Source organism: Saccharopolyspora antibiotica, assembly GCF_047200635.1.
In the GTDB taxonomy this organism is placed as follows: domain Bacteria; phylum Actinomycetota; class Actinomycetes; order Mycobacteriales; family Pseudonocardiaceae; genus Saccharopolyspora_C.
In genome coordinates, this window is record NZ_JBJZOI010000007.1 from 220889 (window position 1) to 239332 (window position 18444).

General features: G+C 71.8%; 22 protein-coding genes and 1 tRNA gene. 5 read left to right on the top strand and 18 right to left on the bottom strand.

Features of this window, described 5'->3' with window-relative positions; genetic code table 11:
* Positions 1-10: 10 nt before the first annotated feature.
* Positions 11-535: a hypothetical protein gene (locus tag ACL03H_RS07800; protein WP_412810421.1), complete on the bottom strand. Its 525-nt coding sequence runs from the start codon at positions 533-535 to the stop codon at positions 11-13.
* Positions 535-1110 (bottom strand): SigE family RNA polymerase sigma factor, encoded by a 576-nt coding sequence (locus ACL03H_RS07805; protein WP_412810422.1) that lies wholly within the window; start codon positions 1108-1110, stop codon positions 535-537. The genes ACL03H_RS07800 and ACL03H_RS07805 overlap by 1 nt, the downstream gene beginning before the upstream one ends.
* A 263-nt stretch (positions 1111-1373) precedes the next feature.
* On the opposite strand from ACL03H_RS07805, the gene ACL03H_RS07810 reads away from it, so the two are divergent.
* Positions 1374-1616: a hypothetical protein gene (locus tag ACL03H_RS07810; protein ID WP_412810423.1), complete on the top strand. Its 243-nt coding sequence runs from the start codon at positions 1374-1376 to the stop codon at positions 1614-1616.
* Positions 1617-1842: 226 nt separating this feature from the next.
* Here ACL03H_RS07810 and ACL03H_RS07815 read toward each other — a convergent pair whose 3' ends face one another.
* Positions 1843-2424: a TetR/AcrR family transcriptional regulator gene (locus ACL03H_RS07815; protein WP_412810424.1), complete on the bottom strand. Its 582-nt coding sequence runs from the start codon at positions 2422-2424 to the stop codon at positions 1843-1845.
* Between the two features lie 87 nt (positions 2425-2511).
* Between ACL03H_RS07815 and ACL03H_RS07820 the strand changes: the two genes are divergently transcribed.
* Both ACL03H_RS07820 and ACL03H_RS07825 read left to right on the top strand, forming a co-directional pair.
* A complete protein-coding gene (locus ACL03H_RS07820) occupies positions 2512-3228 on the top strand; it encodes a siderophore-interacting protein (protein ID WP_412810425.1) in 717 nt (238 codons plus the stop codon).
* Positions 3229-3327: 99 nt separating this feature from the next.
* Positions 3328-3687, top strand: coding sequence for a darcynin family protein (locus tag ACL03H_RS07825; RefSeq protein ID WP_412810426.1), 360 nt, complete (start codon positions 3328-3330; stop codon positions 3685-3687).
* Positions 3688-3928: 241 nt separating this feature from the next.
* Here ACL03H_RS07825 and ACL03H_RS07830 read toward each other — a convergent pair whose 3' ends face one another.
* From ACL03H_RS07830 to ACL03H_RS07900, 15 genes are all read right to left on the bottom strand, one after another.
* The gene (locus ACL03H_RS07830; RefSeq protein WP_412810427.1) at positions 3929-4138 is read right to left on the bottom strand and encodes a hypothetical protein; all 210 of its coding nucleotides are present in this window, start codon (positions 4136-4138) and stop codon (positions 3929-3931) included.
* 38 nt (positions 4139-4176) lie between these two features.
* Positions 4177-4524 (bottom strand): hypothetical protein, encoded by a 348-nt coding sequence (locus tag ACL03H_RS07835; protein WP_412810428.1) that lies wholly within the window; start codon positions 4522-4524, stop codon positions 4177-4179.
* A gap of 2 nt (positions 4525-4526) precedes the next feature.
* Entirely contained in the window at positions 4527-5477 is a 951-nt protein-coding gene (locus ACL03H_RS07840; RefSeq protein ID WP_412810429.1) for a DUF5926 family protein, read from the bottom strand.
* Between the two features lie 72 nt (positions 5478-5549).
* Positions 5550-6368: a glycerophosphodiester phosphodiesterase family protein gene (locus ACL03H_RS07845; protein ID WP_412810430.1), complete on the bottom strand. Its 819-nt coding sequence runs from the start codon at positions 6366-6368 to the stop codon at positions 5550-5552.
* 47 nt (positions 6369-6415) lie between these two features.
* On the bottom strand, positions 6416-7345 hold the full coding sequence (locus ACL03H_RS07850) for a DUF4328 domain-containing protein (RefSeq protein ID WP_412810431.1): 930 nt from the start codon (positions 7343-7345) through the stop codon (positions 6416-6418).
* Positions 7342-7683 carry a rhodanese-like domain-containing protein gene (locus ACL03H_RS07855; protein ID WP_412810454.1) on the bottom strand — a complete coding sequence of 114 codons (342 nt, stop codon included), beginning with the start codon at positions 7681-7683 and terminating at the stop codon, positions 7342-7344. Before ACL03H_RS07855 ends, ACL03H_RS07850 begins: the two co-directional genes overlap by 4 nt.
* 211 nt (positions 7684-7894) lie before the next feature.
* Positions 7895-9520, bottom strand: coding sequence for a solute symporter family protein (locus ACL03H_RS07860; protein ID WP_412810432.1), 1626 nt, complete (start codon positions 9518-9520; stop codon positions 7895-7897).
* A complete protein-coding gene (locus tag ACL03H_RS07865) occupies positions 9517-9867 on the bottom strand; it encodes a DUF485 domain-containing protein (RefSeq protein ID WP_412810433.1) in 351 nt (116 codons plus the stop codon). Before ACL03H_RS07865 ends, ACL03H_RS07860 begins: the two co-directional genes overlap by 4 nt.
* Before the next feature lie 283 nt (positions 9868-10150).
* Positions 10151-11935 carry a sodium/solute symporter gene (locus ACL03H_RS07870; RefSeq protein ID WP_412810434.1) on the bottom strand — a complete coding sequence of 595 codons (1785 nt, stop codon included), beginning with the start codon at positions 11933-11935 and terminating at the stop codon, positions 10151-10153.
* Between the two features lie 12 nt (positions 11936-11947).
* Positions 11948-12346: a hypothetical protein gene (locus tag ACL03H_RS07875; protein ID WP_412810435.1), complete on the bottom strand. Its 399-nt coding sequence runs from the start codon at positions 12344-12346 to the stop codon at positions 11948-11950.
* A 10-nt stretch (positions 12347-12356) separates the two neighbouring features.
* Positions 12357-13217: a LytR/AlgR family response regulator transcription factor gene (locus ACL03H_RS07880; RefSeq protein WP_412810436.1), complete on the bottom strand. Its 861-nt coding sequence runs from the start codon at positions 13215-13217 to the stop codon at positions 12357-12359.
* A 334-nt stretch (positions 13218-13551) separates the two neighbouring features.
* Positions 13552-14445 carry a S49 family peptidase gene (locus tag ACL03H_RS07885; protein WP_412810437.1) on the bottom strand — a complete coding sequence of 298 codons (894 nt, stop codon included), beginning with the start codon at positions 14443-14445 and terminating at the stop codon, positions 13552-13554.
* Positions 14446-14497: 52 nt separating this feature from the next.
* Complete coding sequence (locus tag ACL03H_RS07890; RefSeq protein WP_412810438.1) at positions 14498-15739, bottom strand: sensor histidine kinase; 1242 nt, start codon at positions 15737-15739, stop codon at positions 14498-14500.
* A 118-nt stretch (positions 15740-15857) separates the two neighbouring features.
* Positions 15858-16709 (bottom strand): Fpg/Nei family DNA glycosylase, encoded by an 852-nt coding sequence (locus ACL03H_RS07895; RefSeq protein ID WP_412810439.1) that lies wholly within the window; start codon positions 16707-16709, stop codon positions 15858-15860.
* Between the two features lie 53 nt (positions 16710-16762).
* Positions 16763-17197, bottom strand: coding sequence for a DUF983 domain-containing protein (locus ACL03H_RS07900; RefSeq protein ID WP_412810440.1), 435 nt, complete (start codon positions 17195-17197; stop codon positions 16763-16765).
* A 330-nt stretch (positions 17198-17527) separates the two neighbouring features.
* Between ACL03H_RS07900 and ACL03H_RS07905 the strand changes: the two genes are divergently transcribed.
* Both ACL03H_RS07905 and ACL03H_RS07910 read left to right on the top strand, forming a co-directional pair.
* Positions 17528-17600 (top strand) — tRNA-Gly (locus ACL03H_RS07905).
* A 294-nt stretch (positions 17601-17894) separates the two neighbouring features.
* On the top strand, positions 17895-18444 hold a 550-nt coding region (locus ACL03H_RS07910; protein ID WP_412810441.1), incomplete at its 3' end, for a lytic polysaccharide monooxygenase auxiliary activity family 9 protein.

Here is an 18444-nt window from a genome sequence, read left to right on the forward strand (position 1 = left end):
CCGCAGCGGCTCAGCCCGGCGGCTCGGAGGGCGGATCGGAGGGCGGATCGCTCGGCTCCTCCTGCTTCGTCGAGCTCGGCGCCGAGCTCGACGTCGGGGGCACCGAGGACGTCGGATCCGGTTCGGGGATCGACTCGCGCAGGATCGACAGCCGCTCGGTGCTGGGATCGGGCTCCGGCCACCCCGCCGGGCTCCGCTCCGGCTCCCGGCCGGCGCTGCGGGGCGGCTCGGGCGGGATGACCGCGGACGTGGCGCGCGGGGGCACCGGGTCCTGCGGGCTGGGCTCCGAGGTGCGCACCACCGGCGGGTTCGCCGGGCGCACCGGATCGTCCGTCGCGGGGCGCGCGACCAGCACCGTCCCCCCGGCCACGAGCGCCGTCACCGCCAGCGCCCCGCCGACCGCGGCCATCGTCGTCTGCCGCCTGCGGCGGCGCCGCGCGACCGCGACCAGCGACCACTCGGCGCCCGTGCGCGGCCGCACGTCCAACCGGTCATCGGCGAACATCCGCCGCAGTTCGTCGTCGAGGTCGCCCATCACACCCCACCGCTCTCGAACACCGGGCCGAGCCGGCGGCGCAGCGACGCCAGCGCCTTGCTGGCCTGGCTCTTCACCGTGCCCGCGCTGACCGCGAGCGTCGCGGCGATCTCCGCCTCCGACAACCCCTCGTAGTAGCGCAGCACGAGCACCGCGCGCTGGCGCGGCGGCAGGCCGCGCAACGCCTGCCACAGCGGCTCGTTCTCCAGCCGGTCCCGGTCCTGCTCCGCCGGGACGTCCGGGAACTCCGCCAGCAGCGTCTCGCGGCGCAACCGCCGCCAGCGGCTCACGTGCGCGTTCGCCATCGACTTGCGCACGTAGGCGCGCGGGTCCTCGCACTGCTGGCTGAGCTTCGCCCAGCGCGCTCCGACCCTCTCCAGCACCGTCTGCACGAGATCCGCCGCGTCGTGCGGGTTCCCGGTCAGCGCGTGGCCGTAGCGCAGCAGATCGGGCAGGGCCACGCGCACGAACTCCGCGAAATCGTCCTCGGTCGCCATGTCCCCCTGACGTGCCCGGCGCGACCGGCCCGCCGTCGGCTCCGCAGCGGAGCGCACGGCAGGTACCTGTGCGGTCACGCCGCCTCCCCTCCACGACCCGTTTCGCGGAAGACGCCGCTGCGGGGAGGCGGGTTCACCGGGCCGGGAGAAGCTCACACGAACGGACTAGTGCCTCGTGAAGAAGCGTTGGCGTTGTCCTCGTGTCGGGTGGACATCCGGCCGGTGATCGCGAGGCTGGCCGTGGAAGTGAGGCTGGTGGCGCGTCAGCCGGAGGTGTTCGCGCGGCCGTTGGAGCCGGAGCCCCGCGGCTGGTCAAGATCACCAGGTCGACCCGGGATCGGGTGCGGCTGCGGCGGTCCGGGATCGCGCTGGCCTCGGCGCGGAGCCGGTCCGCGGGAGAGATCGCGGTGATGTTCGCGGCGACCGAAGGCCATGCGCGGGAGGTGAACCCCGCGCTCAACGACTCCGGATTCACGGCACCGTCCCCAAATGGGAAGGCGGCCGACCACCACTGCCACCCCAAACGCTACTTCGCGGTCAACTCCAAGATCCGCCGCCCGGATTACCTACCCAACGTTGCTTGATACGGCACTAGTACTGCGACGGCACTCAACCGAGTGGGCAGCTGCGGCGTTTGCAGTAACTGAGGCGGGCTTGGTGTCTCCGCTCCCGTCGTCCTCGCGCGACGGCCGTTTCACGTATGAGGCCACGGTCGGCGCCGGATCCGGAATGCTCTCGCACCTGACATCCCGGCCGACGGCGGTCGAGGGAGGTGAGCCACGCGCGGGTCGGCACCGGTGGGCGTCCGAGTCAGAGGTCGCCGAGGAGCGCCTCGATGACCTCCATGAGCTGTTCCCGCAGTTGATCGGTGGGCATGTCCTGGTAATGGTCGGAGAGCATGACCAGCGGCCCGAAAATCGCACCCAGAGTGCTGCCGAGCCGGACCCTCACCCGCGGTTCGAGCTGCGGATCGGCGAAGAGCACGGACAGCTTGGTGTTTTGCTGTGCCATCCGGGCCCCGATGTCGGCGTCGTTGGCGAACAGCGCGTGGAAGACGTCCTCGTTGCGTTCGAGAACGACGAGCATCTGCCGGTGCCGCAGAACGACGTCGATGATCTGGGGCAGGGCCCGCTGCCAGGCGCCCGGGTCGGTGCCGGCCACCACCAGCCGGTCGGACGCCTCGGTGAGCACGTCCAAGGCCCGGCCGACGACGGTGCGGGCGATGTCGTCTTTGGCGTGGAAGTGGTGGTACACCGCCGCCTTGCTGACGCCGAGCCGCTCGGCGATGTGCCGCAGCGATGTCCCCTGGTAACCCTGCCGGGCGAACAGGTCGAGAGCAACATCGACGATGCGCTCTCGCATCGGCTTGGGGATGGGGTTGTCGGCGGTCACGGCGACAGGGTATAACTTGCCGATCGACAAGTTGGAGCTTGCCGATCGACAGGTTCCCTTCTTGGTCGCGATACGGAAAGGTGGATCGTGAAGAGTCGTTTGCTCGACCGACTGATGGTGGCCGCCCAGATCGATGCGGTTGAGTCGTTGGGGCCGCGGTTGCGGTTGGTCACGCTGTCCGGGCCCGATCTGACCGGACTCGACTGGCAGCCCGGCCAGCACGTACGGGTGCAGGTTGCCGCCGGGCCGGCCGCCGTCGACTGGCTGCTGGGCATGCTGCGCACCTACACGGTGTGGAGCTACCACGACCAGACCATGCAGCTCGTCGTCTTCGACCACGGAGACGGGCCCGGTGCCCGCTGGGCGCGGACCACCCGTCCGGGCGACGAGCTGCTGATGATGAAACCGCAGGGCAGCTTCGTCACCGGGCCTGCTCCGTACCACCTCTTCGCCGGGGAAGAGACCGCCCAGGCCGCCTTCGGCCCGATGCTGCGGGCTCTGCAGGCCGACACCCGGGCCTTCGGTGCACTCGAGGTCGACTCGCCCGAAGAGCGATTGGACATGGGGCGAGACGCGAACCTGGAGTGGAGCTATCGCCGAGGGCGCTCCGCTGCCTCCTCCGAGACCCTGGTCGAGGCCGTCCGCAGGCTCGAGCTGCCCGCCGAGCCGGGCCGGGCATATCTGGCCGGGGAGGCCCGGACGATCCAGCTGATCCGCCGCCACCTGGTCGAGGAGCGGAACTGGCCGCGCCGCAACGTGCTCACGAAGCCGTTCTGGACTCCGGGCCGCAAGGGCATGGACTAACCGTCGTCGGCGCCGGCATTGACGGGAATCGCACCAGCAAGAAGACAATTCGTGCGCATAGTTTCATAACCACTATTCATATTCCGCAGGGAGACTGCCGTGTCCGAATTCGAGTCCGCCGTAACAGCGTTCCTCCTCATCAAGACCAACCGCGCCTGGTTGGACCTATCCGTGCCGGAGCGTGTCGCCGCCTTCCAGGAAAACGTTCTGCCCACCATCGAGGACAAGGCCGAGGACGTACGCTGGCGCTACTACGACACCGAGTTCTACTCGGCCCGCGTGACCGACATCTGGGTCTGGGAGGCACGTGATCACGACACTTTCCAGTTGGTGATCGAGGCGTTGCGCGAGACGCCGTTCTGGGACCACTACTTCGAGATCGTCGAAATCATCGTGGGCGTGGAGAACGCGGTCACCAAGAACTACGGCACCGAAATCCTGGCGGCCGCCAACGCTTGAGCCCGCGAACATCCACAACTCGGCCGCGCTCAAACCGCTGGTGCTGCGCGTCGCGGATGCCACCGGCCCAGTACTGCAACGCCAGTCACGTGAGTGGGTAGCCGCGGCGTTTGCAATGGCTGAGGCGGGCTTGTTGTTGTCGGCGGCGGAAGGATGACCAGGACCAGATATGGTCGGCGGCGTCGGTGACACGCAAGACCAGCCTGCTCAGCGCCGCCGGATCTCCGGTACGTGAATGCGATCACGCCTGGTTCGCCGACACCGATTCCCCTTTCACGGCCAGGGATCGTGAGACGGCGAGCCAGGCGTGAGCCAGCATCGACAGCGTGATGGCCCGTGCGCGCCGACACCGACCGACAGCCGTCGCCACGAGCCGCGCGAACACCTCCGGCTGACGCGCCACCAGCCTCACTTCCACGGCCAGCCTCGCGATCACCGGCCGGATGTCCACGCGACACGAGGACAACGCCAACGCTTCTTCACGAGGCGCTAGCCGGAGCGGATGCCGATGCTCATCCCGGGACGACGGCCGTGGACCGTCAGGTACGACAACCCCTCGGCGCCGGCGACGAGGTCGCGGCTCGACCCGCGCGGGAGCCAGACGAGCGCGCCAGCCGCGACCGGCCCGCCCGCCACCTCACCCCCGCCGGAGAGCACCAGCAGCAGCACGTCGAGGTCCGGCTCGGCGTGCCTGCCCACGCCCTCGTGCGGCGGCAGGTGCACCACGTTCGCGTCCAGCTGCCTGCCCGGTTCCGCGAGCTTCCAGCGCACCCCCGCCAGGTCGAGCTCCGCGAGCGCCCGCACGTCGGCGAGCACCCGCGGCTCGGGCTCCCCCACGCTCAGCGCAGCGTGATCTGGCGCCCGCGCAGCCCGTCGCGGGAACGGCGCTCGGTCGCGTCGAGCGGCTGGTCCGCCAGCGAGGCCAGCGCCTCCTGGAGCCTGCGGCCCAGCGCGGCGGCCGGCTCGTCCCACTCGCGGGGGTGCTTGTCGCGGTCCAGGTCCCACACCGGGACCAGCACGCCGTGGGCGCGGAAGGACCCGGCGAACCGGCTGTCCTCGTCCAGCGCGAGCTCCCCGCGCGCCGAGAGGCGGGCCAGCGCGGCCAGCAGCTCCTCCTCCGGCTCCGGGCGCACCCAGCGCAGGTGCGCCTTCTCGCCCGGGTCCACCCAGTACGCGGAGCGCGCGCCCTCGGCGGTGAGCCGCTGCGTCGGCATGATCGCGGCGTTGGCCCGCTCCAGGGACAGCGCGACCTCACCGGAGGGCTCGGTGCCCTCGGGCAGCCACCACGAGAAGTCCTCGTGCAGGGTCACGTCGAGCTCGGCCTCCGGGTCGAGCAGGTCCTGCAACCGGGTCGGCACCCCGTCCTGCGCGGGCTCCGGACCCACCACCGGCAGCGACTGCCCCGGCTCCGCCTGCAGCACCCACTCGATCGCGCGGGCCAGGTCGCGGCTCAGATCACCCGAGCGCGTCTGCACCTGGAGGCCGACGAAGGCCTTGCCGTCGGCGCGGCGCACCGCCGCGGCCGCCAGCGGCAGCACCGAGGCGATGAGGACCTCGGATCCGTCGCGCAGCGGCAGCGGCGCCGTGGCCGAGGGCACGAACTCGCGCAGCGCGATCAGGTCGCCCTCCGCCGCGAGCCCTTCGAACGGCCTGGTCACGATCACGTCACCGGCTCCACCCGCCTTGCCGTGGCAGGCCTTGTAGCGCTTGCCGGAACCGCACGGGCACGGCTGCCTCCGGCCGACGGCGCCCTCGGCGGGCTGGGACGGGGTGGCCGTTCGCTTCGACACTCGAAGCCTCCTCGCTGGGTGTGACTGGACCCACCGACGCTATCGAGCCGCCGGGGCGCGCGACGTCCCGGGTCAGCAGGCCACCAGCCGCTCCCGCGTCGCGCCCGGCCGGTTCGTCGCCACGAAGCGCACCCCGGCTCGGCGGCACAGCTCCACGTCCTCCGGCTCGTCCACCGTCCAGCAGTAGGTGTCCCGGCCGCGATCGGCCATCCGGGCCGCCAGCTCCGGTTCCCGGCGCAGCAGCCGGACGCTCGGGCCCGCCAGGTCCGCCCAGCCGGGCAGCTCACCGGATCGCGCGGCGCGGGAGAGGCGGTCGAACAGCAGCACCGTCGGCACCCGGGGCGCGCTCGCGCGGAACCGGCGCACCGCCGCCGAGGAGAACGACATCATCACCACCGGCGACTCCTCCTTCGCCGCGGGCGCGGAAACGCCGTGCCGGGCGAGCGCGGCGGTCAGCTTCGCCTCGACCAGGCCGCCGTAGCGAACCGGGTGCTTCGTCTCGGCGAACAGCCGGACCGGCCTCGGCTGCGCCCGCACCAGGCCCAGCAGCGCGTCGAAGGTGAGGATGCGGCGCTGCGACTCGTCCCGCACCGGGCTCACCCCCGGCTCGAACACCAGCTCGTCGGCGGAGTCCGGCAGGTCGTGGTGCCAGTGCGCGAAGTCGAAGCGGGACAACGCCGCCAAGGTCAGCTCGCTCACCACGCCGCGCCCGGTGGAGGTGCGCTCCACCCGCCGGTCGTGCACGCACACCAGGTGCCCGTCGCGGGTGACCCGCACATCGCACTCCAGCGCCTCGGCACCCTGGTCCAGCGCCACCTGGTAGGCGGCGAGGGTGTGCTCGGCGCGTTCCGCGGACGCACCCCGGTGCGCCACCACCTCCGGTTGCCCCACGCCCCGCATCATCCAGGTCACCCCGGAACGGCTCCAGCCGGGGAGCGTCAGCGGGGGGCCGTGGCCGGGCGATCGGGGCGGCCGGGCTCGGGGGCACCGCGCACGCCGAGCACCTGGTGCCGGGGCAGCAGCGTCGGATCCAACGGCACGATGAGGTTCGTCACCGCGTTGACCACGCGCATCGCGAGCACCGCGCACACCGCGGCCGCCACGTCCGCCCAGAAGTGCAGCACCACGCCGTCGGCCATCGCCTGCACGCCCGCGCGGAAGCCCCACCCGAACGTCGCCCACCCGAGCAGCAGGCTCACCGCCCAGGCGATCCACCAGGCGCCGACCAGCCGCGACGGTCGCGGCCGGGCGGCCGGGTCGCGGTCCCCGGCGGACGCCAGCACGGCGTGCTCCAGCTCCGCGACCACCGTCCCCGGCACGACCAGGTTCGGACCCGGCACCAGCACGCCCGCGACGACCTGCCACTCCGGGCGGCGCGGCAGCACGCCCAGCTGCTCGGCCGAGGCCCGGCGCGCCCACAGCAGCCAGAGCACCGAGAGCACCCCGGCCCCGGCGGCGAGCAGCCAGCTCAGCACGCCCGCCGTCACCACCAGGGTGTCCGACAGGTCCAGCGCGACCTTGGAGAGCGCGGACCCGCGGCTCATCAGCAGCAGCGCGTAGCGCCAGGCCTCGGCGATCGCGGCCACCCCGGACACGGCGGCCGTCAGCCACAGCGCCGACCAGGCCGTCCCCGAGTACCAGGCCACCCGCTGCACCGGGTCGACCCGAGGCCGGGTCGGCAGCGCCAGCGGCCAGCGCCAGCCCAGCAGCGGGAAGCCCCACCTCGGCACGACCGGGTAGGACGGCGGGCCGGTGTAGCGCTTCTCCGGCTCGCGTCGGCGGCGCGGGCGCAGCCCTCCCGGCGGAGCGGCCACCCACTCCACCCGCAGGGTCGGCTGCGGTGCGCCGGGCTCCGGCGGCGGCCTCACAGCACGTACGCCTCGGCGTCCGGCTCGTCGGAGACCACCGGGCGGCCGATCGCCGCCCAGCCGTTCATGCCGCGCTCCACGTTCACCGCGTCCCAGCCGTGGGCGTTGAGGTACGCGGTGACCCGCGCCGAACGGCCGCCGGAGCGGCACACGACGTAGATCTGGTCGGCCTCGGGCAGCTCGTCGAGCCGCTGCGGGACCTCGTTCATCGGGATGTGCCGGGCGCCGGGAGCGTGGCCGGCGGCCCACTCGTCGGCCTCGCGGACGTCGAGCAGCGCGGCGGCGGCCGTCGGCAGTTCGGCGGGCAGCTCCTCGGGCTGCACCCCGGGCACTTGCATCGGTGTGGTCACGCCCCGATGCTGCCACGCCGACCGTGGGTCCGGCGTGAGGTACCCGCCCGCGAGGGCGATCGGCCCTCGGCGCCCCGGCCGACCGGCACCGCCGCGCGCTCAGCGGCCCCCCTCGCGGGACACCGGCGCCGTCGGGCATCGGTGTCGCGAGGAGGGCCGCTGGGGCTCATCCGTCCGGCCCCGCGCGGGGCGGTGCGCGTCAGTGCTCGGCGGCGGAGCGTTCGGCGCCCGCTCCGGTCAGGGAGCGCACCTCCATCTCGGCGTACTTCGCGGCGTTGTGCGGCTCCTTGCTGACCACCGTGCCGAGGTAGCCGAGCAGGAACGACACCGGGATCGAGACCAGGCCCGGGTTCTTCAGCGGGAACCAGGCGAAGTCCAGCGCGGGGAACATCGCGTCCTCGTTGCCGCTCACCGCGGGTGAGAACACGATCAGCAGGACCGTCACCGCGAGCCCGCCGTAGATGCTCCACAGCGCGCCGGTGGTGTTGAACCGCTTCCAGAACAGCGAGTACAGCAGCGTCGGCAGGTTCGCCGAGGCCGCGACCGCGAACGCGAGCGCCACCAGGAACGCCACGTTCTGCCCGTTCGCCGCGATGCCGCCCAGGATCGACACGACGCCGATCACCACGGCGGTGATCCGCGCGACGCGCACCTCCTGCCGCTTGTCGTCGACCTTCCCCTTCTTGATCACGTTCGCGTAGATGTCGTGCGCGAACGAGGCCGACGCCGTGATCGTCAGCCCGGCGACCACCGCGAGGATGGTGGCGAAGGCGACCGCCGAGATGAACCCGAGCAGCAGCGGTCCGCCCAGCTGCAACGCCAGCAGCGGCGCCGCCGAGTTCACCCCGCCCGGCGCGTCCTTGATCGCGTCCGGCCCGACCATCGCACCCGCGCCGTACCCGAGCACCAGCGTGAACAGGTAGAACAGGCCGATCAACCAGATGGCCCAGACGACCGAGCGGCGCGCCTCCTTCGCCGTGGGCACCGTGTAGAAGCGCATCAGCACGTGCGGCAATCCGGCGGTGCCCAGCACCAGCGCGATGCCCAGCGAGACGAAGTCGAGCTTGCTCGCCTCGGTCTTCCCGTACTGCGCGCCCGGGTTGAGCAGCGCCTCGCCGCCGTCCCCGGCCCGCTCCACGGCCGCGCCGAGCAGCCCGGACAGGTTGAAGCCGTAGGTGGCCAGCACCCAGATCGTCATCACGAAGGCACCGGCGATGAGCAGCGCCGCCTTGATGATCTGCACCCAGGTGGTGCCCTTCATCCCGCCGATCAGCACGTACAGGATCATCAGCGCGCCGACCACCGCGATCACGATCGCCTGCTGGCCCTTGCTCTCGATGCCCAGCAGCAGCGCGATGAGCCCGCCGGCCCCGGCCATCTGCGCGAGCAGGTAGAAGAACGACACGGCCAGCGTGGACAGCGAGGCGGCGGTGCGCACCGGCCGCTCCCGCATCCGGAAGCTGAGCACGTCGGCCATCGTGTAGCGGCCGGTGTTGCGCAGCAGCTCCGCGACCAGCAGCAGCGCCACCAGCCACGCGACCAGGAAGCCGACGGAGTAGAGGAACCCGTCGTAGCCGTAGACCGCGATCGCCCCGGCGATGCCGAGGAAGGAGGCGGCCGAGAGGTAGTCGCCCGCGATCGCGATGCCGTTCTGCGGTCCGGTGAACGCGCGGCCCGCCGCGTAGTAGTCCGCGGCGGTGCGGGTGTTCCGGCTGGCCCGGACCACGACCACCATCGTGATCAGCACGAACACCGCGAAGATCCCGATGTTGAGCCAGCGGTTCGCCGCGGTGTCGGTGTCCTGCGCGAGGAGTTCTGCGGTCATCGCTGCTCCCCTTCCAGGCGCTCGCGGATCTGCTCGGCGACCGGGTCCAGGTTCCGGTTCGCGTACCGGACGTAGAGGGTCGTGATGAGGAAGGTGGAGACGAACTGGAGCAGGCCCAGCACCAGGCCCACGTTGATGTTGCCGACCAGCTTGATGCTCATGAATCCGTGCGCGTAGTCGGCGAGCAGGACGTAGATCAGGTACCAGACGAGGAACACCGCCGATACCGGGAACACGAAGTTCCGCAGCCGTCGCCGGAGCGCGGCGAACTCGGGGCTGCGCTGGGCTTCCGCCCAGGTTTCGGCGTCGATGCCGGGACTGGGATCGCTCTGGCCCGTGGCGCTCACGGTTTCCTCCTGAGTCGGGCGAGGCCGCACTCACCGGCGCCGTGTGACCTCTGTCTCCTATCGACGCGCGAACGCTACGTAATTCACCCGCATCCGGGAAGGCCCCGAAAGGGGATTGATATCAATCCGCTGGGTGGTCAGCGAGGCCCAAAACGGACAATATTGCCACATATAGTGACATGAGTCACCTAGGTCACTCATTCGGCCCAAAGCCACGTCCGCGCAGGTCAACGGATCGTCCGCGAGCGCCGGGCGAGCGGGCGCGGCATCGCACCACCGACGATCACCGGCGGTGACGCCCCCCGGAGTCCTTCGGCACCGGACGCCGGGGGCGGCGGTCGTCCTGGAAGCCGAGCCGGTCCGGGGCGTGCATCCGCAGCATCAGCCGCGAGACCCCCTCCGGCAACCGCTGCTTCGTGCCCAGGCTGACCAGGACCATCACCAGGAACGCCAGCGGCACGCTCAGCAGCGCGGGCTGGCGCACCAACTCCCCGGCCAGTCCCGCCAGGTGCGGCCGCAGCGCGCCCGCCACCGCCGCCAGCAGCACCGCCCCTCCCCCGGACAGCAGCCCCGCCACCGCCCCGTTCGCCGTCAACCGACGCCACCACACGCCCAGCACCAGCAGCGGGCAGAACGTCGACGCCGCCATCGCGAACGCCAGCCCCACGCTGCGGGCCAGGTCCTGCTCCGCCACCAGCAGCGCCAGCCCCGCCGGCACCACCGCCGCCACCACCAGCAGTCCCCGCTGGTGCCAGGCCTTCAGCCGCTGGACGTTCGAGGACACCGCTCCGGCGACGCTCGCCACCAGCCCGGACGAGGTCGACGCGAACGCGGCGAACGCGCCCGCCGCCGTCAGCGCGGCCAGCAGCGCGCCCGGCCAGCCCGCCAGCATCGCGCCCGGCAGCAGCAGCACCGCCGCGTCCGTCTGGCCCGTGACCAGCAGCTTCGGCACGAACAACCGGGACAGCAGGCCGAGCACCGTCGGGAACAGGTAGAAGGTGCCCAGCAGCACCACCACGAACAGCGCCGTGCGGCGGGCCCCGTGCCCGCTGGGGTTGGTGTAGAAGCGGACCAGCACGTGCGGCAGGCCCATCGTGCCCAGGAAGGTCGCGACGATCAGCGAGTAGGTGCTCACCAGCTCCCCCGGATCACCGGTTCCCGGGTGCGTCCACGACCCGTTGTCCGCCTCCGCGCCGAGCACCACCGGCACCGCGGCGCCCGCCCGGAAAGCCAGCACGCTGCCCGCGTCCACGTCGTACTCGCCGGGCTGCACCCAGACCACGGCCCGGCCGTCCGGTTGCAGCGGGCCGCCCGGGACCTCCCGCTCGGCGGTGACCTCCAGCCGCGTCGGCTCGGAGACCCGCAGGACCACCGGAGTCCCCACGTCCACCGCGGTCGGCCGCTCGAAGACGGGGCCCGGCTCGTTCAGCTTCGACTCCGCCGAGCCGCCCAGCAGGAACACCCCGAACAGCACGAACGCCGGGAAGGTGATGGCGAACAGCTTCAGCCAGTACTGGAACGCCTGCACCAGCGTCACGGCGCGCAGCCCGCCGCTGAGCACGCTCGCCAGCACCACCGGAAGCAGCACCAGCACCCCGGCCCACGCCGGCAACTCCGCGATCACCGAGAAGGTCAGCCCCGCCGCCTGGAACTGCGGCACCAGGTACATCCACCCGATCACCAGCACCAACGCCGTGGTCAGCCCGCGCAACCGCGGCGAATCCAGCCGCACCACCGCGAAGTCCGGGACCGTGTAGGCACCGGATCGGCGCAGCGGCGCGGCGATGAACAGCACCACCGCCAGATAGCCCGAGGCGAACCCGATCGGGTACCAGAGCGCGTTCGACCCGTCCTTGAGGATCAGGCCCGCGACCCCCAGGAACGAGGCCGCCGACAGGTACTCACCGGAGATCGCCGCCGCGTTGCGCTCCTCCCGCACCAGCCGCCGCGCGCGGTGCAGGTCCGAGGTCGTGCGGGCGCGGCTCGACCCCCAGGCGCCGATCGCGAAGGTCGCCACCACCACGACGGCGATCGCTGCCCACGCCAAGAGGACCGAGCTCTCCGGCATCGAGGCCACCGCTCACCGCTCGATCATGTGCAGGAAGTCCCGTTCGTGCCGCGCCGCGGCCCGCGAGTACCAGAAGCCGATCAGGGCCATGAAGGGGTACGGCAGCACCCCGAGCACCAGCCAGGGCAACCGGATTCCGGCGATCACCACGTCTCCCAGGGACGGCAGCGCGTAGAACAGCAGCGGCAGCGAGAACAACCCGGCCACCAGCAGTCCCGTCATCAGCAGCGCGCTCCGCATCTGGGCGCGCACCAGGTAGCGGACCAGCACCTCCCCGACGCTGGTCTGCTCCTCCAGCTCGACGATCGTGCGGGCCACCGGTCGCGTGCGGCGCCGATCGGACAGCACCACGCGCTGCCTGCGGGGACGGCGGCCGCCGGACGGGCTCGACGACTGCTGCTCGGCGGTCATGCCTGCCGTCTCATCCCTGCGACCCCCAGCCCTGCCGGGGCGCCCGAACCAGGCGGTCCTTGAGCTCGCGGGTGTGCCGCCTGCTGACCGGCAGCTCCTTGGGCTCACCGCCCCCGAGCAGCACCGAATAGCCGGACGACGACATCCGCAGCTCGCTGACCAGCGACATCGACACCAGGTAGGAGCGGTGGATGCGGATGAAGTTCGCATCCGCCCAGCGCTCCTCCAGCTGCGCCAACGGGATCCGCACCAGGTGCGATCCGCCGTCGGTGGTGTGCAGCCGCGCGTAGTCGCCCTGCGCCTCCACCCAGCGCACCGTCTTGCGGGACACCATCTTCGTCGTCCCGGCGAGTTCCACGGGGATCACCTCGTCCTCGTCGGCGGCGGGGTGTTCCGCGGCCGCGGCATCGGATCGGCCTCCGGCGGCGCGTTCGGCCTTGGTGCGCTCGATGTTGCGCAGCGCCCGGTCGACCCGGTCGGCGTCGGCCGGCTTCATGATGTAGTCCAGCGCGCCCACCTCGAACGCTTCGAGGGCGTTCTCCTCGTGGCCGGTGATGAACACCAGCGAGGGCGGCTGCTTGAACGCGTTGAGCACCCGGGCCAGCTCCATGCCGCTGAGCCCGGGCATGGACACGTCGGCGAACACGCCGTCCACGACGGACTCCCCGCCATCGCGGGACCGGAGCTGGTCGTCGCTGCGCAGCAGCCGCAGCGCCTCGGCCGCGTCGAAGGCGAGCAGCACCTTGCTCACGCGCGGGTTGTTCTCGAGCAGGAACTTCATCTCGTCCAGCCCGGCCATCTCGTCGTCGACCGCCAGCACCACGAGTCCCGAGGTGCCGTCCCGACCGCTCGCGTCCGGTTGAATACTCACAGTAATGCCTATCCTGCCGCGCCCGGCGGCGCACTGTCCACGATCAGATCTCCGGCGGTGGCACCGCGACGCGCGTTCGCGGGGTTCCGGCCGGTCGGCGCGGCATCGTTCGAGCGAGGGGCCGCGGAAGCCGCCGATTCGATCATTGTGGCCGCACCAGGCCGAGCGACGCAGGGCTTGCCGCGGGAAGCGCTCCAGTGAAGTGCGTCACGCCGTCCGATCAACGTACGTCGTGCGGCCGGACGCGCGGGCGGCGGGGTGGGCGGAGCGCGGCGGTGCCGACGACCTCCCGGAGACCGGCACCACCACGGACCCGGCCGGGGAAGCGGTTCGGTCAGAGGCCGAAGCGGGACCAGTGGGCGCGCTGTTCCAGCGCGTCCACCAGCGAGGCCGCCGAGGCGCCGAGCCGGGCTCCGGGCGCGCCCGCGCTGATCCGGGCCAGCAGCGGCTTGCGGGGTTCGACGTCGACGACGTGCGCCTTCGGGAACCGCTCCTTGACGATCCCGCGCAACGTGCCGAGCCCGTCGACCAGCCCGAGCTCCTTCGCCCGCTCCCCGGTCCACACCTCTCCGGTGAACACGTCCGCGCCGGTGGCGATCCGGTCACCGCGCCGCTCCCGGACCCAGCCGGTGAACTGCCCGTGCAGCTCGTCCTGCAGGCCCCGCAGCCAGCGCACGTCCTCGTCCTTCTCCGGGCTGAACGGGTCCAGCCGGACCTTGTTCTCCCCCGCGGTGTGCACCCGGCGCTCGACGCCGAAGCGCTCCAGCAGGCCGCTGAGCCCGAACCCGGAGCTCACCACGCCGATCGAGCCGACCAGCGAGGTGCGGTGCGCGTAGATCTCGTCGGCGGCGCAGGCCAGCCAGTACCCGCCCGAGGCGGCCACGTCCTCGCAGAACGCCAGCACCGGCACCTTCTTCTCGGCGGCCAGCCCGCGGATCCGGTCGGCGACCAGCGCCGACTGGGTGGGCGCCCCGCCCGGGGAGTTGATCGAGAGCATCACCGCGGACAGCCGGTCGTGGGCGAACGCCCTGGTCAACGCGGATTCCACGGTCTGCATCGAGATCGTTCCGCGGCTGACCGGGCCCGGCGTCGGCGTGATCGTGCCGTGCAGCTTGACCACCGCGACCACCGGCCCGCGCTCCGCCCGCTCGGCCAGCTTGGGCGGCAGCTTCGAGGTGAGCTTGCCGGTGATGACGTCGGTCAGCTTCTGCGGGGCGTTGGCGTTCATGCCACGACGTTACCGGCTCGCGAGCGGGCGGCGGTCGATCCCGGACGACCGGTCAGCGGCCCGGCGAGGCGGCCGGGGAGGGCTCGTCGAAAGCGGCCACCGGCAGCGGCAGCACTCCCGGTGCGAACTTCGGCACCCGCATGATCACCTTCATGCCTGCGTCCTCCGCGGTCTCCACGACCAGGCCGTAGTCGTCCCCGAAGGTCGCCCGCATCCGGTTGTTGATGTTGCCGAGCCCCACGTGCGCGCCGGTCAGGTGCGCGTTGGCCAGCTCCGCGTCCAGCCGGTTCGGGTCCATCCCGATCCCGTCGTCGTCCACGCTGATCAGCGCTTCGGAGCCGCGGTCCTCGGCGACCACCGACACCGTGCCGCCGCCGGGCTTGGTCGCCAACCCGTGCCGCACCGCGTTCTCCACCAGCGGTTGCAGCGCCAGGAACGGCACCACCACCGGCAGCACCTCCGGCGCGATCTTGAGCTGCACCTTGAGCCGGTCCGGGCCGAAGCGCGCCCGCTCCAGGATCAGGTACCGGTCGATGTTGCGGATCTCGTCGGCCAGCGTCGTGTAGAGCCCGGTCGAGCGGAACGAGTAGCGGGTGAAGTCGGCGAACTCCATCAGCAGGTCGCGGGCCTGCTCCGGGTCGTTGCGGATCTGCGAGGAGATGGTGTTGAGCGCGTTGTAGATGAAGTGCGGGGAGATCTGCGCGCGCAGCGCCCGCACCTCGGCGTGCGCCAGCTTCTCCTTCGACTCCTGCAGCTCGGCGAGCTCCAGGTGCGTGGAGACGTGGTGGGCGACCTCGCTGGCCGCGCGCAGCAGCCGCTTCCGGTCCCCGCCGCTGATGATCACCAGCGCGCCCCGGATCTCGCCGGAGACCTCCAGCGGCACCACCACGCCGTAGCGCATCAGGCACGGCCGCTGGTCGCAGAGCAGATCGGTGTGGTCGACGTACTCCCGCTTGCCGTCGCGCAGCGCGATCTCGATCTTGCCGCGCAGGTCCGCGTAGTGCTCGTTCGCATCCCCGTCCCAGCTCAGCAGCGTGCCGTCGGCGTCCACCACTCCCACGGCCACGCAGGACAGCAGTTCGCGCAGGTGCGGCGCGGTCTTGTCGGCGGACTCCTGGGTCATGCCCGCGCGGAGGAACGGCGCGGCGCCCGTCACGTGGTGCAGTGCCGTCAGCATCGCGTCCTCCACCGAGGTGCTCACCCGGCGGGAGCGGCACAGCAGCACGAACATCCCGAGCACGGCGAGGGCGGCGAGGGCGGTGAGCACGGTCCGCTCGGTCAACAGCTCCGGCACCGCACCAGTATTCTGCCCCGGCCCGCGCGGAATCAAGAAGACAGCGCCGGGTAGACGAATGCGCTCGGTGAACGGTCGCTGCGCCCCCGGTCCGAAGCCCGCCGCGCCGGGCGCCCGCTCACTTCAGCAGCCGCGACATCCGGCGGTCGGCCAGCGGCCGGCCCCCGGTCTGGCAGGTCGGGCAGTACTGCAGCGAGCGGTCCGCGAACGACACCTCCCGCACCAGGTCGCCGCACACCGGGCACGGCAGCCCGGTTCGGCCGTGCACCCGCAGCCCGGAGCGCTTCTCCGCCTTCAACCGCGCCGCGTCCTGGTGTTCGGAGCGCCGCACCGCGTCCTCGAGCACCTCGCGCAGCGCGGCGTGCAGCCGCCGGACCGCCGGCTCGTCCAGCCGGCCCGCGGTCGCGAACGGCGAGAGCCGGGCGCGGTGCAGGACCTCGTCGGAGTAGGCGTTGCCGACCCCCGCCAGCCGGGACTGGTCGGTGAGCACCGTCTTGATCCGCTCGGTGCGCCCCGCCAGCACCTCGGCGAACCCGGGCTCCGAGATCTCCAGCGCGTCCGGGCCCAGCTTCGCCACGCCGGGGACCTCGGCCGGGTCGCGCACCACCCAGGCGGCGAGCCGCTTCTGGGTGCCCGCCTCGGTCAGGTCGAAGCCGGGGCCGCCGAGGTGCACCCGCAGCGCGATCGGTCCGCGACCGGGTTTCGGCGGCGCGGACGGCAGCGCGTCGGACCAGCGCAGCCAGCCGGCCCGCGCCAGGTGCACGACCAGGTGCAGGCCGTCGCAGTCCAGGTCGAGGTGCTTGCCGAACCGGCCCGCGCCGGTGACCGCCCGGCCGTGCAGCGCGGTGTGCAGCGGATCGGTGGTCTTGAGGACGCTCAGCGAGGCGACGTCCACGCGCGCGACCTCGCGGCCCGCGGCGTGCTCCCGCAGGTGCCGCGCCAACGCCTCGACTTCGGGCAGCTCGGGCACCGCTCCAGGATGCCAGGATCAGCGGGTCGCCGACGGCTCGACCGGGGAGCGGTTCACTCGGTGGGCTGCAACGACCCGTTCATGTCGGGTTCGGCGTAGAGCTCGATCTGCCGGGCGATCTTCGCGGTCTCCTGGCGGACGTTGAGGAAGCCGCGCTGCACGCCGACCCAGCGCTCCGGCTGGTGCTCCTCCTCGCCCGGGGTCTCGGCGATGATCGTCCACGGCCGGTGCAGCAACCAGCGGACCGGGAAGAACAGCGCGATCGCGATCAAGGCGAGGATCAGCCAGATCGGCACGTACACGCCCGGGGGCGTCCACAGCACGAACGTCGTGGCCAGCACCAGCAGCACCCCGAACATGAGGATCGCGGGCCCCGCACCACCGTTCACGTCGTGCTCGAAGTCGTCCCCCGCGATCGGGTTGGACCACTCCAGGCTGGACCGCACCGTCCACAGCCGGCCGTCGGAGCCCCGCACCACCCGGTTCATCGTCGCCTCCTCGCCCGGCGCCGGGCGTTCTTGGTTCGGTCGTGCTGCCACCGCACGGCGCGGCGCGCCGTCACCGAGCGTGCCGACACGGTATCGCCCCCGCCATCGGCCTCGCGGGTGAAACTCGGCGGCACCCGACCATTGTCGATCACACCGGCCGGATGGACCAGCCCCGCTCCCCGGAGCGCGCATCGCGGCAGGCCGGGACCGCGAGCGACCTCTCGACGACCCCCCGCGAACGCGGACCGGACGATGGGCTACAGTGTTCCCAACAGCGCTTCGAGGGGCGCGAAGATCACTCCGGTGATCGGATCGGTCCTCGGCTCTGATGCGGATGTAGCGCAGCTGGTAGCGCATCACCTTGCCAAGGTGAGGGTCGCGGGTTCGAGTCCCGTCATCCGCTCAAACGAAGGCCCCGCCGGTTTCCGGCGGGGCCTTCTTCGTGTTCGGGGCCCGCACCCCTCACTTCTGAACAGCCGCTCGCGGTGACGCCGTCGGCGATCTTGGACTAGACCAACTGGAGTCAAGGTCTGGACCACTGGCGGCCGGTCTGCAACTCTCATGTTGCCCGGAACGGAGCTATTAAGCCAGATGAGTGAGAAGTAATTTTGCGGCACCGATCCAGAAAGGAGCACTCATAATGCTCAGAAAACGTGTTAAAAGCACGATCGGTATTGCGGCACTGAGCATCGCCGGCTTGGCATTACCGGTTTTCACCTCGGGAGTCGCGAACAGCCACGGATTCGTCCAGAGCCCGGCCAGCCGCCAGGAGGCCTGCTCCAACGGCGCGCTGAGCGACTGCGGCGCGATCCAGTGGGAGCCGCAGAGCGTCGAGGGCCCGAAGGGCTTCCCCGAGGCCGGTCCCGCCGACGGCGGCATCTGCTCCGCGGGCCTGGAGCAGTTCTCCGAGCTGGACGACCCGCGCGGCGGCGAGTGGCCGACCACCGACGTGACCGCTGGCCAGGACTTCCAGTTCCAGTGGAAGATCACCGCGGCGCACTCCACCACGTCGTTCCGCTACTACGTGACCAAGGACGGCTGGGACCCGACCAAGCCGCTCTCGCGGGAGCAGCTCGAACCGGCTCCGTTCATCGACGTGGACTACGGCGGGGAGCAGCCGCCCAACACCTACACGCACACCGGCGCGATGCCCGAGGGCAAGACCGGCAAGCACGTGATCCTGGGTGTCTGGGACATCGCCGACACGTCGAACGCGTTCTACTCCTGCGCGGACGTGAACTTCGGCT